We start from the raw sequence: 16877 nt of genomic DNA, 5'->3' as shown, positions 1-16877 counted from the left end.
CTGTTTTATTTTTTTAATTTTTTTAAATTGTTTATAATATTTATAAAAATTAAATAATATATTATAAAGTAAAATGTTTTCACGAAATAAAAGCAAAAAGGAGATAATTTAATATGGTGAATTATGTAGAACAGATTACCCAACTAGGCAAAGAATTTCATAATGATGTTATAACTTTTACTCAAAAATTAATACAAACACCTAGTATAAGTTGTGACGAAAAAGGTGTAGCTGATTTATTGTTAGAAAAAATGAAAGAATTAGGCTACGATGAAGTCTTTAGAGATTCTATGGGAAATGTTGTTGGCATTGTAAAAGGAACTGAAGCAGGACCTACTATAATGTATAATGGTCATATGGACCATGTTAGCCCTGGAGATATTAATAATTGGGAAGGATATGATCCTTATGGTGGGAAATTAGATATCTGTGAAATAGATAACCAAGATAAAACAGCTAAAGATTTAGTTGAATGTATACATGGTCGTGCTGCTTCTGATGTTAAGGCTGGCTTAGCGGCTCAAGTTTATTCAGGAGGAATTTTAGTTAGACTAAAAAAAAATGGTTTTAGATTTAAAGGAAGTTATATGTTTACTGGCGTAGTAGAGGAAGAACCAGCTGAAACTGTTGGAATGACTCATTTAATCGATAAAACATTTGCTGAAAAAGGTATTACTTACGATGCAATGATATCTTGTGAAGCAACTTCCTTAAAATTATATTGTGGACATAGAGGTAGAACTGAAATGTTAGCTACAGTTCTAGGTAGAACCTCACATGGTAGTGCTCCATGGCTTGGAATTAACTCCATATATAAGTCTATTCCTTTAATTAATAAACTTAAAGATGAACTTTACCCTAGTTTACCTTCTGATGAAAAACTAGGTCAATCATCTATTTCCTTGAATATAATTGAATGTTCTCCAGGAGCTTTATCAATTGTTCCTGATAAGTGTATGCTATCTATAGATAGGAGAACTATTCCTGGGGAAGATGCTAAATTAGCTTTAAAACAAGTTAGAGATATAATTGATGAAATACAAAAAAAAGATTCTGAATTCAAAGCTGTAGTAGAAGTAAAAAACGGAATTCATAAATCCTATACAGGTGTTGAATACACAGTTCCTAAAGATATGATGCCTTGGAAAATAGCTGAAGACCATCCTTTTGTTATTGCTGCTGCTAAAGGGTTAACTGATGTTAACCAACCTGTTAAATATGGATATTGGGACTTTGGAACAGATGCAAGTAAAACCGCTGGTATAGACAGAAAGCCTACTATAGGATATTCTCCAATGCAAGAACAATATGCTCATACTCCTTACGATAAGGTTCGTACAGACTTTATTGATAAAGCAGTTATTGGTAATGTATCAATTTTTCTAAATGTTGTTGAATGCCATAAATCAGCTTACCACCCTTTAGTATGGTAACAAAATACAATTATTAAACTTCCTTAAAACATAAAATACCTAATACATCTCTTTCAAATGCATTAGGTATTTTATTATCTTTCTGTAAAATAAGCAAGACCTACTGCTCCTGGTTCAACATGCGCTCCTATAACAGGCCCTATTGGAATTATTTTAACATCTATATTTAAATCTTTTTTATCCTATTTGCAATTTCATTTCCTTCTTCTTCACAATTAATATGATGAACTATTACATCTCCTATACCTTTTTCATTTGTATCTTCTAAAAATAAGTTTAAAATTTTATCTATTTCTCTTCTTTTAGTTCTTACCTTTTCAACAACATCGGTTTTTCCATTATTTACAGTAAGTAATGAATTTATTTTAAGTATATTTCCTACTAATGCACTTCCTATTCTACCTACCATTTTTAAGTAATCTAATGTATCTGGAATAAATAGAAATCCGCTTTTAGACATAATATCTTTACATGAATCTATTACTTCTTCAAAATTTTTACCAGCTTTAGCACTTTTAGCAGCTTCTATCACTGCAAATCCCATTTGCATACAATTAGAGCGCGAGTCTATAATATGAATTTTTCTTTCAAGATATTTTTCATTCATCATTTCTTTTATTACATTAGCACTAAAATATGTACCACTCATATCTGATGATATAAATATTCCAATAATATCATTACCTTCAGATAAAATTCTATTAAACACTTCTTCTACTTCTCCAAAAATTGGTTGCGATGACTTTGGAAATTCATTATACTCATACATCATTTTATAAAAATCTTTATTTTCTAAATTAATTTCTTTAACATTTTTACCTCCTAAAGCAATATTTAAAGAAATAATAGTAATATCATATTTATCCAAAAATTCCTTCGGTATATAAGATGTACTATCAGTTAGAACTTTTATACTCATTTTCTTAAGCACTTATATAAATTTATATTATATTAACATAAATATAAAAATTAATGATCTAACTTACATCTTATCAAGTTAGATCATTATAATAACTAATTTACAAATTACTTTTCTAAATATAAATCCACATTATCAATTGTAATTTTGGTATGAGATGTTTTTATATATCTATTTTCATCTAATCCATCAATAGAATTTACATCTCCACCAGTTGATAAAATATATGCAATATTAAAAATGGCATTAGCTTGTGCTAAAGAATCACTTATAATTGTCCCTGTCATTTCTCCATTTTTAACCGCTTCTAAAGCATCTTTTATCCCATCTATACCAACTATTAACGGTTTATTAGTTAATATATTCATAGAGTTTAATGCATGTATAGCTCCTAATGCCATTTCATCATTATTACTAAATACGACTTCTATTTCATTGCCAAACTCATTAATCCATTGAGACATTTTTGTGCTACCTTGACCTCTTTGCCAATTAGCATTATCACTTGCCAACTTTTCTAATTCTATTCCATTTTCCATTATAACTTTTGTACAATATTCAGTTCTTAATGTAGTATCTTGATGCCCTGGTTCTCCTTCTAATATTACATATTGAATTTTACCATCTCCATTTTTATCTACATCAAGTGGATTTTTATTATATTCATCTACAATAATTTCACCTTGCATTTCTCCTGATTGCCTTGCTTTAGCTCCAACATAATATATTTTATCCCATCTATTCATATCCTCTTCTACTAATTCTCTATTAAAAAATATAATTGGTATATTAGCTCCCTTACATTTGTCTATAATAGTTGAAGCCGCTGTACGATCTACTAAATTAACACATATAACATCATAGCCTTGATTTATAAATTTATCTACCTGATTACCTTGATTTATAGGGCTACCTTTTGCATCTTCAAAATCAATAGTTATTTTAGAATTCTCACTACTCTCCTTATTCTTTCCTAACTCTTCAATATTTTTAGCTATATTTGATATAAAAGTATCATCCTGTTTATATAATGTTACTCCTATTCTTATTTCCTTATCTATTACCTTAGTATTTGTATTACATGAATATAATGAAGTAAGTATCAAAGTTATTGGCAAAAATCCTATAAACTTTTTAATTATTTTCATGTTCAATCCTCCTAAAGAATATATTTCTATCTAATGAATGGAAATAATAACCTTTGATTTTCATCTGAATACATGGTTCTTGTATTTATAATAGTTGAGTATATCGTTTTATTTTTTACATTATTCCCCTTAATTTCATCAACGGCTGTTTTTATTCCTAAATATCCTATATTGAAATCATTTTGTACTGCAATTGAATTTATAATATTTTCTTCTAAAAATGAAATACCCTTGCTTGTAATACCTGAACCATAAATTTCAATTCCAATATTCCTTTTCTTAGCATACATAAAATCTCTTTTAACTTTTCCCACAATTTCTAAAACATCTGGATCAAAAGTTACTATTACATCGGATAAATTATTTTCAATTATATTTTTTGCTTCATTATAAATAACTTCTTCATTTCCAGAAATATCAAGTAAATCATAAGTATTTTTACTTTTCTTTATTGCATCAGTAAAACCTTTATATCTATCTTTTATACTACTTGAATTTAAATTTCTTCCCATTATAGCAATTTTACTTCGTGTATTCCCCATTTTCATTAGTTCTTCTGCTAAATTTTCTCCTAACTCATAATTATTACAAGAAATATAGTGTATATCCTTTTTGGTATTAATTGTTGATTCAATTAATACAACTGGAACTTTTTTCATTGCTTCTTCAATTGGCTCTCTCATTTCTTCATAATCTACTGGTGATATTACAATTGCATCTGCTCCACTAATTATTTCCCTTTCTATAAGGTCTTTTTGATCTTTAACATTATTTTCATTAGATAATGTTATAAAACTTATATTAACATTCATCTCTGAGGCAGCTTGTTCTGCCCCCTGTTTCATAATCATCCAACTTTCACTATTTCCGCCCCTTACTATAATAGAAATATTGTAAACTTCTCTTTTTTCACCACTAATTAACAATTCACTTATTAAGAATAAGAAAGACAATATCAATAGTAAAAATATAATTATTAATATCTGTTTTTTCTTTTTTTTCACTATAGCTCCTTCTCCCTTTCTTTTATATTGTAAAAATCTATACATGGCATGTGAATTCTAATTGTAGTTCCTTCATCTAATTCACTATAAATTTCTAGCCCATAACTATTTCCAAAGTATAATTGAATTCTCTCGTGAACATTTTTAAGTCCTATTCCAGATCCCTTTCTTTTTTCCTTAGATACATTAGTTAAAAGTGAAGCTCTAACTTCCTCTAACATACCAAGTCCATTATCTATAACATCTATATATAACTCATTATTGTTTTTATATGCTTTTATTAAAATTTCACCCTCTCCACTCATGAATTCCATTCCATGATATATAGCATTTTCAATCAAAGGTTGAACTATTAATTTAATACTTGCAAAATTAAGCACTTCTTTATTTATATCTATTTCATAATTAAATTTATTCTTATATCTTATTTTCTGTATTGTTAAATAATGCCTTGCATGTTCAATTTCATCTTTAACAGTAATAATATTCTTTCCCTTACTTAAAGATATTCTAAAAAATCTAGCTAAAGCAGTTACCATTGTAATAGCTCCTTCATAATTTTCATTTTCCACCATCCATACAATAGAATCTAATGTATTATATAAAAAATGAGGATTAATTTGAGCTTGCAATGCATTTAATTCACTTTTTCTTTTAGACTCTTGCTCAATTACTATATTATCCATAAGAGTGTGCATTTGATTAACCATTGATTTTATAGCTTTTCCAAGATGCTGAACTTCATGTGAACCACTAATTGTAATATCTACATCTCTAATATCATTTTCTAATCTCTTTACTGATTCTTCTAAAGATCTTATTGGATTTGCTATTCTTGATGATACCATCATGTTAACAAAAGTAAGTAAAAATATCGCAAATAATATAATAAAGACTAAAAATACCCGTATTTGATAATAATCAGAAGTAATATCTGACATAGGAGTTATACCGATAATTTTCCACCCTGTATATCCAACGGTTTTCACTGTTACTAATCTTTCTTCTCCCTGAAATTTTTCCATATGAGTTCCATCTTCATAAGCTGATGACACCTTATTATTTTCTTCTATTAAATCAGAGTAAATTAACTGTTGTCTTGGATGATATATAATTTCTCCTTCTCTATTTATTAAATATATATATCCATTTTTACTAACATTAACATTTTTACATACCTGCTCAATTCCACTAAAATTCATATCTACAAGCAAAACTCCTTGACTAGTTTTTCCATTAATAGTTAACTCTACTGATCTACTTAAAGATACTACCCATCTATATTTATAATTAGGATCTACAAATAAATTTTGAACATGTGGCGTTGAAAAATGTAAATTTTCCTTTCTTAATACTGCATTAGAAAACCAATCATTATCTCTTGGCTCTATTTTATCTTTTAGCTTTGTTAATGGATAAGAAGCTAAAACATCTCCATATTCAGAAAATAAACAAATACTAATTAAAGAATCTTTATTTTCTTCATACAATAAATCCATTTCAGAATTAATATTATCTACAGCTAGGTCTTTCTTCTTTATAGCTTTATAATAAATAGTATCTGAAACTTTCATCATTTTTCTTAAATAACTATCTAAATTAAGATTTACCTGTTCAAGAATAAACCTACTATTTTCCGATATCATATCCTCTGTAGAATTTGTAAATCTTAAATAAAATGCTCCACCTACAATGATCATTCCTATCATAGCAATTATTGTAAATGATATAGATATTATATATTGTATACTTATATTTTTATAAAAATTTCTTATTGCTATTATTTTTGTTTTAATACCATTAAACATAAATAATCACTCAATTCTTTCTATACTTTGAAGGCGATACTCCAAAACTTTTTTTAAATACATAACTAAAATAATTTGCTTGAGAATATCCTACTTTAGTAGCAATTATATAAGTTTTATCATCTGTAGTATTTAAAAGATTAATTGCTTCTTCTAATCTTACTGATGTAAGATAATTAACAAAACTCGTACCCATTTCTCTTTTAAAAATAGTAGAAAAATATGTTGGGCTAACATGTAAATTAGAGCATAACTTTTCAACTGATAATTCACAGTCACTATAATTCTTACTTATATAGCTTTTTGCTTCTTCAATAAGAAGCTTAGATGAATTTATACGCTGACTTTTTATAGAATTATTTATTTTTTTACCAGTGTTTTTAAACCATTTCTTCATTTCTTCTAGAGAAGTAAATGTTTCTAGATAACTATAACAATTAAAATCCTCTCCAAATATCTCATTTATATTCAATTTATAAGTTTGTGCTAATTTTAATAAAGATATACTAATTTCCATTAAATAGATTCTATATTCATTTACTGGTAATACTGATTGTTCTATTTTTTTGAATATTGAATCTATTATTTCTATAATTTCTTCTTCTGAAGAAACTTTGATGGCATTTAACATTAATCTTTCTTCTTCTTCTTCAAACTCTAAATGAATTGAATTATCTGGCTCCACATCATCTATATATATAGCCTTTCCAGCTCCTAATACTAATCTATATCCTAATGCATCTTTAGCACTTTTATATGATAATCTTATTTTAGAAAAATCCTTATATATATGACCAATTCCTGCTGATATAATTATATCCATAACTCTTTTAAATCCTGTACAAACCTCATTTACTCCTTTAATAACAGAAATAACATCTTCCTTTTTATCAATACTGGATATTATAACTACCATATCAGAGTAAATAAAACTTATGTATTTACAATAATTGCCCATATTTTCATCTACAAAATTTTTAATTGATAAGTTTAACAGTGTTCTTTCTTCTTTTAAAGGATTTTCACTATTTTTTAAACTTGATATATCATCTAAATGAATAAGAGCAACTAGTATATTATTTTTTATAAAATCTAAACCTAACTTTATATGTTCTTCTTGCCATTGTTTTTTACTTATTTTTCCCTCTATTACTCCTACTAAAAATTGTTCTCTGATTACAGGCAAACTCTCAATATAATACTTTTTTAAAAGCTCCACATTTCTTTTCTCATTATATTCAAAATCTAATTTAGATTTTACTTTTCTTAAAACCTCTGTTAATTCAATAGAATTTACAGGTTTTAGCATGTATTCGATTACGTTTATTTTAATGGCTTTATGTGCATATTCAAAATCATCAGCTCCCGAAAATATTATTATTTTAGTTGATGGCATAATCTCTAAAAGCCTTTTTCCAAGCTCTAAACCATCCATAAAAGGCATTGATATATCTGTAATAATAATGTCTGGATGAAGCTTTTCTGCCTTTTCAAGTGCATCATTACCATTTTCAGCATCTCCTACTAAAATAAAACCATTTTCCTCCCAATTAATCTTTTTTATAATTCCAACTCTTACTTCTTCTTCATCATCTACAATCATTACCTTATATAGTCTCATTTGTAATCCTCCTAAATAAAAGCAAGTCTATAACTAATAAATATCTTTTAAGTTATTTATTTAAATCTTTGGTAAAAATAAACGATTATTCCAAACTTATTATAACATATTAATTCTATAATGTTTATTATCTATATATTAATATTATATAAAAAAATAGGTAACCTATTTTAATAGATTACCTATTTTCATTAAACTATTTTAAATTTATTACATTACAACGCCAAAAATAATTGATAATACTAATGCAACTAATAATACAGCAATTATATTATCCATAGTTTTAAGTGATACATTTATACGACCATACAAAGTATCCCTAACTGTTTTTTTCTTATTTTCACAGTTATTATCCATAACGTTTCTCCTAAATTAATTATTTTTTAGCTATATACTTTCTTACATCAAGAGATACTGCAACTATTATAATCAATCCTCTTATTATATATTGCCAATATGCATTAACCCCTATAAAGTTTAATCCATAATTAATAACTTGAAGTAAAACAGTACCAATTAAAACTCCAGGAATTGTTCCTACACCACCTGTAAATGATACACCACCAACAACACAAGCAGAAATTGCATCAAGTTCATAGTTAAAACCTGTAGCTGTTGTTGTTGAACCAGCTCTTGCAGCTTCTAGGAAACCAGCAAGACCATAAAGAACACCTGAAATAACAAATATAATCATAATATTTTTCACAAGATTTACACCTGAAACTGCTGCTGCTTCCGGATTACCACCTATTGCAAACATATTTTTACCAAGCTTAGTTTTGTTCCATATAAACCACATAATTAAAGCTACTATTGCAAGATAAAAAATTAAATACGGTATTTCTACTGCACCTAAATTTAAAGATCCTGTTACAAAATTTGTATAACGAGCATCAAGATTTGCAACTGGTTGTGCTCCTAGAGGAGGTCTATCTATGTATAAACATGACGCTCCATATGCAATAAGCTGAGTACCTAAAGTAATAATAAATGCATGAACTTTTAGCTTAGCTACTCCAAACCCATTAATAGCACCAAATATTGCACCTATAATAATAGCCGCTATAAGAGGAAGTATTAAAGGTAATTGTGGAAGATCTGGATACATTCTTGCCGCATAAGTTGTTGATTGTAATAATGAAGCTGATACTATTGCAGTAAGACCTAAAATACGTCCTGCTGAAAGGTCAGTTCCTTGTAATACAATAAGCCCTGCTACTCCAAGTGCCAATATACCACGAGTAGATGCTTGACTTAGTATATTTGTAAAATTCTTTAATGAAAGGAATCCTGGTTCCTTATAAACAAAAAATATAATCATCATAAATAAAACAATATATAATGCATAGTTTAACAAAAAGTTCTCTAATTTTTTCTTATCAAATTTGGTATTTTCCATAAATTACACCCCGCCCTAAATATATTTTGCTGCCATAGTCATAATATCTTCTTGTGATAATTCATCTGTATTTTCACAACCTGCTACTCTTCCATTAGACATAACAAGTATTCTATCACAAATTCCTAATAGCTCTGGCATTTCAGATGATACAACAATAACACCTTTACCCTTTTTAGCTAAATCAATTATTAATTGATATATTTCATATTTTGCTCCAACATCTATTCCTCTTGTTGGCTCATCAAGTAAAAGAATTTCAGGATTAGTTAATAGCCATCTTCCTATAATAACTTTTTGTTGATTTCCCCCTGATAAAGTTCTTATTGCTGTTTTTTGACTTGGGGTTTTAACTTTCATACTATCTATAGTCCATTTAGTATCCTCTGTCATTTTCTTATTGTTTAACACCCCAAACTTACTATACCCATCTATGTTAGCAATAATTGTGTTAAACTTTATTGATAATTGACCAAATATTCCTGTTGCTCTACGCTCTTCTGTTAATAAGGCAAATCCATTTTTTATGGCTTTCTGTGAAGTAGTATTTTCAACTAATTTACCATGTAAATAAATTTCACCTTCGCTATGATGCGCTATACCAAATATAGTTTCTAAAAGTTCTGTTCTCTTAGAACCAACAAGACCTGCCACACCTAAAATTTCTCCCTTTCTAAGTTCAAAAGAAACGTTTTGAATAGAAGGTTGATATGTTCCAGTTAAATTATTAACCTTTAATATTACATCATCTGGCTTATTTGTCTTTGGTGGAAAACGATTTGTTAAATCACGTCCAACCATAAGTTTTATAATCTTATCTGTTGTAAGATTTTTAGCCTCTATAGTATCTATCCACTTACCATCACGCATTATTGTAACGTCATCAGATATTTGAAGTATTTCTTCCATCTTATGAGATATATAGATTATTCCACAGCCCCTATCTCTAAGTTTATTTATTATTTTAAAAAGATGTGTAACCTCTTCTTGAGTTAATGATGATGTTGGTTCATCAAGTACTAATATTTTAGCATTATAAGATACTGCCTTTGCTATTTCTACCATTTGTCTTTGTGAAACAGATAATTTTGCCATCTTTATCTTTGGATTTACATCTATCTCTAATTCATCAAAAACCTTTTTAGTTTCGTCAAACATTTTTTTCGAATTAACTATTCCAGCATTTCCTGGATACCTTCCAAGCCATATATTATCCATAACATCTCTTTGGAGAACCTGATTTAACTCTTGATGTACCATAGCCACTCCATTTTCCATAGCTTGCTTTGGATTAGAAAAATTTATTTTTTTACCTTCAATAAAAATATCACCACTATCTTCAATATAAACTCCAAATAAACACTTCATTAGAGTTGATTTTCCAGCTCCATTTTCACCCATAAGAGCATGTACTGTTCCTGGTCTTACTTTTAATTTAGCTCCATCTAAAGCCTTAACCCCTGGGAAGTTTTTACATATATCAATCATTTCAAGAACGTATTTTGAGTCTCCCATAGCTTCTTTCACCACTTTTCTATTTATTTATAAACTGCATAGCAATACCTAAATTGCTATGCAGTTAAATTAATTATTTCTTAATATATTCTTGGTATGGAATACGAATTGATACTCCAGTGTCATCAAATTTATATTCTGTTCCTTCATTAGCTTTCTTACCACCTACTAAATTCATTCCTGATTCGTAAAGTGCTTTAGCCATAGCTGGAGCATCTTGAAGAACTGATCCTGTCATTTGACCTTTAGCTATTAAATCTTGTGCTGCTGCTGTTGCATCAACTCCAACAACTGGAATTGTCTTTGCTGGATCTCCATTGTTATAACCTTGAGCTTGTAAGGCTGCAATAGCACCTTGAGCCATACCATCATTATTTGCAATTACTACTTCTATCTTATCTCCATGTTTTGCAAACCATGCTTCCATAGCATTTTGAGCTAAAGCTTGATCCCAGTTACAAACTTGTTGAGCGAGTTCATCTGTTTTAATTCCTTTATCATTTATAGTTGAAACTGAGAATTTAGTTCTTGCAACTGCTTCTGGATTATCTGGTTCTCCTTGTAACATTACATATTGCATTACTCCATCACCATTTTTATCAATAGCTTTTGAATCCTTTTCCCATAAATCTGCAAGAATTTTTCCTTGTAATTCACCAGCTTCTTTTGCATTTGTTCCTACAAATACAGATTTTTCATAAGATTTTATAGCATCTGTTGTACTTGGTTCTCTATTAAATAAAACTACAGGTACATCAGATTTTTTAATCTTATCAACAACTGTTTGAGCTGCTCCTGTATCAACTAGGTTTACTAATAAAAGGTCTACATCCTTTTGAAGTAATGTATCTATACTATCATTTTGAGTAGCTTGGTCACCTTTTCCATCATAGAAAGTAAATTCAACTTTGTCTTTATTTTCCTTTTGAATTTCCTCTAAGCTCTGTCTTACAGTAGAAATATAAGTATCATCAAATTTGTATAAACATACACCTACTTTAACTTTATCTCCTGATGCTGTTTCCCCACCACCATCTTTCTTAGAACCACATGCAGTTAATGAAGTTGCCACCATAACAGTAGCCATAACCATTACTAATAATTTTTTTATCTTTTTCATTTTAATCCTCCCTTTTATAATAAACATAGTTTCAAGTTATCGTTTACAATTAAATTATAGTAATTTTTCACACTAATATCTATACAAAATTCTTAACACTTTTATCAAAATTCTTAGATAAATAAAAAAGCTAACATAAAATGTTAGCTTTTGAAATAAATTACTTTAATAATTCTTTAGTATCTCTTGCAATCATTAACTCTTCGTTAGTTGCTATTTCATATACTTTAACTTTTGAACCTTCATCTGAAATTTCTTGAACATCAGCTCTTACTTCATTCTTTTCTTCATTTATAGTAAAGCCTAAGAATTCTAAACCTTTCAAGCTTTCCTTTCTAGTTAAAGATGAATTTTCTCCTATACCAGCAGTAAATACTATAGCATCTACACCACCCATTATACCAGCATAAGCTGCAATTTGTGATCTTATCTTATAGTGGAATATGTCTAAAGCTAATTTAGCTCTTTCATTTCCCTCTGTATATGCTTCTCTTACGTCTCTAAAATCTGAAGATATTCCTGATACACCTAAAATTCCTGATTTTTTGTTTAATAACTCATCTATTTCTTTCATAGTATAGCCTTGTTCTTTAACTAAGAAACCTATAACTGATGGATCTATATTTCCTGATCTTGTTCCCATCATAACTCCAGCAAGTGGTGTAAAGCCCATTGATGTGTCTACTGATTTTCCACCTTTAACTGCTGTTATTGAACATCCATTTCCTAAATGACAAGTTATAATTTTTAAATCTTTAATATCTTTTCCCATAACTTCTGCTGCTTTATTTGCAACATACTTATGAGATGTTCCATGGAAACCATATTTTCTTATTCCATACTTTTCGTATAGCTCATATGGTACTGGGCATATATAAGCTTCCTTTGGCATTGTTTGGTGGAATGCTGTATCAAACACTACTACCATTGGAGTATTTGGCATTAATTCCATACAAGCTTCTATTCCTATTATATTTGGTGGATTGTGTAGTGGTGCAAGTGCTATACATTCTCTAATTGATTCTAAAACTTTATCTGTTATAATTACTGATTCTGAGTATTTTTCACCACCATGAACAACTCTATGACCTACTGCTGTAATTTCTTCCATTGATTTAATTACACCATGTTCTTTATCTATTATTGCTCCTAAAACTAATTTTATAGCAGCTTTATGATCCTTTATTTCAGTATTAATTATATACTTATCTCTACCCTCAACTTTTTGAACTAATACTGATCCTTCAATACCTATTCTTTCAACTAATCCTTGAACCATAGCTTCTTCTGTAGCCATATCGATTAATTGATACTTTAAAGATGAACTTCCACAATTAATTACTAAAACTTTCATATCTTTTCTCCTTTAATATACTTTCGATCTGTTAAGTTATATGAACATTGCTCTTCTCAACCCAAGGAAATACAATAGGTTTGCAAAACTAAATAATACCCCCTTCGAAAAGGAGAGAAGAACAATGAGCAAAACTAATATAAAATGCCCACGCTGTAATTCTGATAAACTATATAAGTTTGGTATGAATAAGCAGGCTAAACAAAAGTATCAATGTAAGCAGTGTAAGCGTCAATTCGTCCTAGTCGACGGTGACGGACGTACTAAACTAAATAATCCTAAATGCGGTAAGGGAACTTACTTACATCATGCATATAAACATTACAATCGCTATAAGTGCAATAACAAGAAGTGTAATCACATAATAGTAAAACATCACACCACCAATATTGATACAGCTTCTAGTGAATTAGTTAGTGGTTCCCTTTCAATGAAAGGAATGCGTTTTCCGCTACATGTAATACTAACTGCATTAACACTATATTTTTTAAATAATTCATCAACAAGAGCCATTTCTCAATTCTTGATGATTAACGCTGGTATTAAGGTATCCCATGTTACTATAGCAAGTTGGACTAATAAATTTGCACCTTTCTTTAAACAAAAGGCTGATAAATTTAAAGCTAGTTTAAACTTACAATCTGACGATTGGCACGCTAATGAAACAGTAGTATTTATTAATGGTGAAAGATACTACCTTTGGTTAGCTATTGATTCAGAAACTAGATTTATTTTAGCATTTCATTTAACTAAATCTAGAAGTTCTGATTCAGCATACACATTGGTAAATGAAGCTAAAAAAATTGGTGAACCAGCTAATTTTATAACTGATAGATTACCTTCATATAATGAAGCCGTGGCTACGCTATTGCCCAATACAACTCATATTCCTGTAGCTCCAATGTCTAGTGATACAAATAATAATTTAATTGAATCATTTAATAAAACATTTAAAACCTGGTATAAAACCAAGAAAGGATTCAACTCTTTTCAAAAAGCTAATAACCTTATATATTTATTTATCTTTCACTATAACTTTATTAGACCACATGGATCATTAAATAACTGTACTCCAGCAGAAGTTGCCGGCTTCGCCAGCGATAGCTTTGCTAAAAACTCTTGGTTTTCAGCATCTTAATTAAATTTAATACCTTTATTTAACCTGCAAAAATCAATTTTATTGCTGGTTTATTTTCCATACAATAAAATATTCAAACTTATATAATTTTCAAAGAGCGAGAAATTCTATGAAAAATCAAGCTATTTTTTCATATCAACTTAACAGATTCTATACTTTTAATATTTATTGCCTAGTTATATAATACAACAAAATAATTTATATTAAAAATGATTAATTATTCCATTTTATCTGAATATTCCAAAACATTCCTATGTAATATATAATTTTTAAATTGTATATAGTTTCACTTATCTTCTGATAAATTTTCTATAATATAATTATCTTTATTTAATTATATTATATTTTTACTGAAATTTATTTTTTATAAATTTCATCATATTTTCCTTCTTCTCTTCAAGCTGTATTAACCTATTTACATTTGCTCCAGATGGATGCGGAAATCCTCTTAGTATATTATCTCCATTAATAGTGTTTTCTTCTGATAATTTGTTTAATACCTCTTCAACTGCTTTTCCTAAAGGTATTATAATAACATTTTCTAATTCATTCAATTCACACAAAAAGTTTTCATATACATATGACATTAAAAACTTATTATTTATTAATTTAGGTGTATGTCCTGTATAATTTTTACCTTTTACAAAAACAGAGTATGGAATTAACGAAAAAGTATGCAATAAGTAATCTTTTTCATAAAAAAGTTCACTACAACTTTTTAAATTTAAAGCATGATTAAGTTTTATATAATCTAACATATTTATTATATTTTTTCTAAGACTTCCACTGAATCTTCCTTTTACTTTACATTTATATTGAATTACCTCTATATTTTCATTTTCTTCTAATAATATTCTAGCTTCTTTTATAGATGTACTCATTTGCTGGAATCCTGGAGTAATTCCTACTATAAATATTTTTGCTTTATAGTTTATATATTCATTATGAGGAGCATAGTAAACCTTTATATTATCACATTCATTTACTAAGAAATCTTCTATTAAAATATCTTCTTTTAAATACTTATCTTTTATAGGTAATTTTTTTATTGAATCTATATAATCATATATTGTTTTTTTCATAATATACATCACATCCTATACTTCTTTAAATAACCTATTATTAATTTTACTTATAAAATATTAAATTATCCAAAAATAATATATAAAAATCAGCATTTGATTAAATTATCAAATACTGATTTTAAATTTATAAATATATTATTAAAACAACTTGTTATATATTATTTTATTAACCTACGTATAACTTGTGTAGCATCCATATATTTAGCTATTGATTTACCATAATTTAATCTATTGATTATTCTTGATAAAAACTCTGACATATCCACAGCTTTAAACCATTCAGCTACCATTAAGTTGTCTGGTATATAAGTTAAATTAGTAGAATATACTTTTGTTATTATTCCTTTTTCATAATATTTATTAAATTTTTCTAATCCTTCTGTAAAGAAAGCAAATGTTGTTGCAATATAAACATTTCTTGCTTTTCTTGCTTTTAACTCTGTAGCTATATCTAAAACTGATTCCCCTGATGCTATCATATCATCTACTATTAATACATCTTTTCCTTCTACTTCTCTTCCCATGTATTCATGTTGAACTATAGGATTTTTACCATTTACAATTAAAGAATGATCTCTTCTTTTATAAAATAATCCTACATCAACTCCTAAAACACTTGAATAATATATAGCTCTATCCATAGCTCCTGTATCTGGACTAATTACCAATAGCTCTTCTTTATTTAATTCTAATGAATCTTCATTACATATAAGTGATTTTACTATATCATAAGTTGGATATATATTTTCAAATGATAATAAAGGAATAGCATTTTGAACATTAGGATCATGAACATCAAATGTAATAATTTCATCTACACCTAATCTTTCAAGTTCTTGAAGCGCTAATGCACAATCTAAAGATTCTCTTCCTTTACGTCTATGTTGTCTTGATTCATATAAAAGCGGCATTATAACTGTTATTCTTGCTGACTTACCTCTAATTGCTGAAACAGTTCTTTTTATGTCTTGAAAATGTTCATCTGGACCTTTGTGATTTGTAAATCCAAACATTTTATATGTACAACTATAATTTCCAATATCACAAAGAATGTATATATCTTTACCTCTAACAGTTTCTGAAATTTTAACTTTTCCTTCACCATTAGAGAATCTTATTTCATTAAGAGGGATTAAAAAGGAATCCTCACAATTTCTTTTGTTCTTAATATAAGCATCTACCATATTTCCTAATTCTTTACAACTTTCTAATGCTATTATCCCCAGTTCATGATTTAATTCACTCATTTATTTCTCTCCTTTAACTTTCAGTATATACTTAATTAATAACAGTATATACTAAAAATACTGTTATATAAATATCTTTTATATAT

The 16877-nt window shown here is 28.0% G+C and carries 14 protein-coding genes; 2 read left to right on the top strand and 12 right to left on the bottom strand.

Translation table 11 applies throughout. The features are described 5' to 3' along the window. Positions 1 to 113 precede the first annotated feature (113 nt). Entirely contained in the window at positions 114 to 1433 is a 1320-nt protein-coding gene (locus tag CP523_RS14785) for a M20/M25/M40 family metallo-hydrolase (RefSeq protein ID WP_066676134.1), read from the top strand. Between the two features lie 166 nt (positions 1434 to 1599). On the opposite strand, the gene CP523_RS14780 is transcribed toward CP523_RS14785, so the two are convergent. The 10 genes from CP523_RS14780 to CP523_RS14740 all read right to left on the bottom strand — a co-directional run bounded on the left by CP523_RS14780 (position 1600) and on the right by CP523_RS14740 (position 13321). Beyond that, entirely contained in the window at positions 1600 to 2352 is a 753-nt protein-coding gene (locus CP523_RS14780; RefSeq protein WP_252655309.1) for a DegV family protein, read from the bottom strand. 107 nt (positions 2353 to 2459) lie between these two features. Beyond that, the gene (locus CP523_RS14775) at positions 2460 to 3500 is read right to left on the bottom strand and encodes a galactose ABC transporter substrate-binding protein (RefSeq protein WP_066676136.1); all 1041 of its coding nucleotides are present in this window, start codon (positions 3498 to 3500) and stop codon (positions 2460 to 2462) included. Between the two features lie 26 nt (positions 3501 to 3526). Beyond that, positions 3527 to 4504: a substrate-binding domain-containing protein gene (locus tag CP523_RS14770; protein ID WP_066676156.1), complete on the bottom strand. Its 978-nt coding sequence runs from the start codon at positions 4502 to 4504 to the stop codon at positions 3527 to 3529. Then, positions 4504 to 6312, bottom strand: coding sequence for a sensor histidine kinase (locus CP523_RS14765; protein WP_066676138.1), 1809 nt, complete (start codon positions 6310 to 6312; stop codon positions 4504 to 4506). The genes CP523_RS14770 and CP523_RS14765 overlap by 1 nt, the downstream gene beginning before the upstream one ends. 10 nt (positions 6313 to 6322) lie before the next feature. Then, a complete protein-coding gene (locus CP523_RS14760; protein ID WP_066676140.1) occupies positions 6323 to 7933 on the bottom strand; it encodes a response regulator in 1611 nt (536 codons plus the stop codon). A 210-nt stretch (positions 7934 to 8143) separates the two neighbouring features. Then, positions 8144 to 8290: a hypothetical protein gene (locus CP523_RS16085; protein WP_162926003.1), complete on the bottom strand. Its 147-nt coding sequence runs from the start codon at positions 8288 to 8290 to the stop codon at positions 8144 to 8146. A 19-nt stretch (positions 8291 to 8309) separates the two neighbouring features. Then, positions 8310 to 9332 carry a galactose/methyl galactoside ABC transporter permease MglC gene (gene mglC, locus CP523_RS14755; protein WP_066676142.1) on the bottom strand — a complete coding sequence of 341 codons (1023 nt, stop codon included), beginning with the start codon at positions 9330 to 9332 and terminating at the stop codon, positions 8310 to 8312. Positions 9333 to 9347: 15 nt separating this feature from the next. Next, on the bottom strand, positions 9348 to 10847 hold the full coding sequence (gene mglA, locus CP523_RS14750) for a galactose/methyl galactoside ABC transporter ATP-binding protein MglA (RefSeq protein ID WP_066676144.1): 1500 nt from the start codon (positions 10845 to 10847) through the stop codon (positions 9348 to 9350). 73 nt (positions 10848 to 10920) lie between these two features. After that, positions 10921 to 11967: a galactose ABC transporter substrate-binding protein gene (locus CP523_RS14745; protein ID WP_066676146.1), complete on the bottom strand. Its 1047-nt coding sequence runs from the start codon at positions 11965 to 11967 to the stop codon at positions 10921 to 10923. Positions 11968 to 12127: 160 nt separating this feature from the next. Then, positions 12128 to 13321 (bottom strand): acetate/propionate family kinase, encoded by a 1194-nt coding sequence (locus CP523_RS14740; RefSeq protein WP_066676148.1) that lies wholly within the window; start codon positions 13319 to 13321, stop codon positions 12128 to 12130. Positions 13322 to 13445: 124 nt separating this feature from the next. Between CP523_RS14740 and CP523_RS14735 the strand changes: the two genes are divergently transcribed. Then, a complete protein-coding gene (locus CP523_RS14735; protein ID WP_120140999.1) occupies positions 13446 to 14459 on the top strand; it encodes an IS6 family transposase in 1014 nt (337 codons plus the stop codon). Between the two features lie 347 nt (positions 14460 to 14806). Here CP523_RS14735 and CP523_RS14730 read toward each other — a convergent pair whose 3' ends face one another. Both CP523_RS14730 and CP523_RS14725 read right to left on the bottom strand, forming a co-directional pair. After that, positions 14807 to 15541: a hypothetical protein gene (locus CP523_RS14730; protein WP_066678846.1), complete on the bottom strand. Its 735-nt coding sequence runs from the start codon at positions 15539 to 15541 to the stop codon at positions 14807 to 14809. Between the two features lie 161 nt (positions 15542 to 15702). After that, complete coding sequence (locus CP523_RS14725; RefSeq protein WP_066678848.1) at positions 15703 to 16791, bottom strand: ribose-phosphate pyrophosphokinase; 1089 nt, start codon at positions 16789 to 16791, stop codon at positions 15703 to 15705. Positions 16792 to 16877 lie beyond the last annotated feature (86 nt).

Origin of the sequence: Clostridium septicum (assembly GCF_003606265.1) — a bacterium.
GTDB lineage: Bacteria > Bacillota > Clostridia > Clostridiales > Clostridiaceae > Clostridium > Clostridium septicum.
This window is presented reverse-complemented; position numbering and strand designations above follow the sequence as displayed.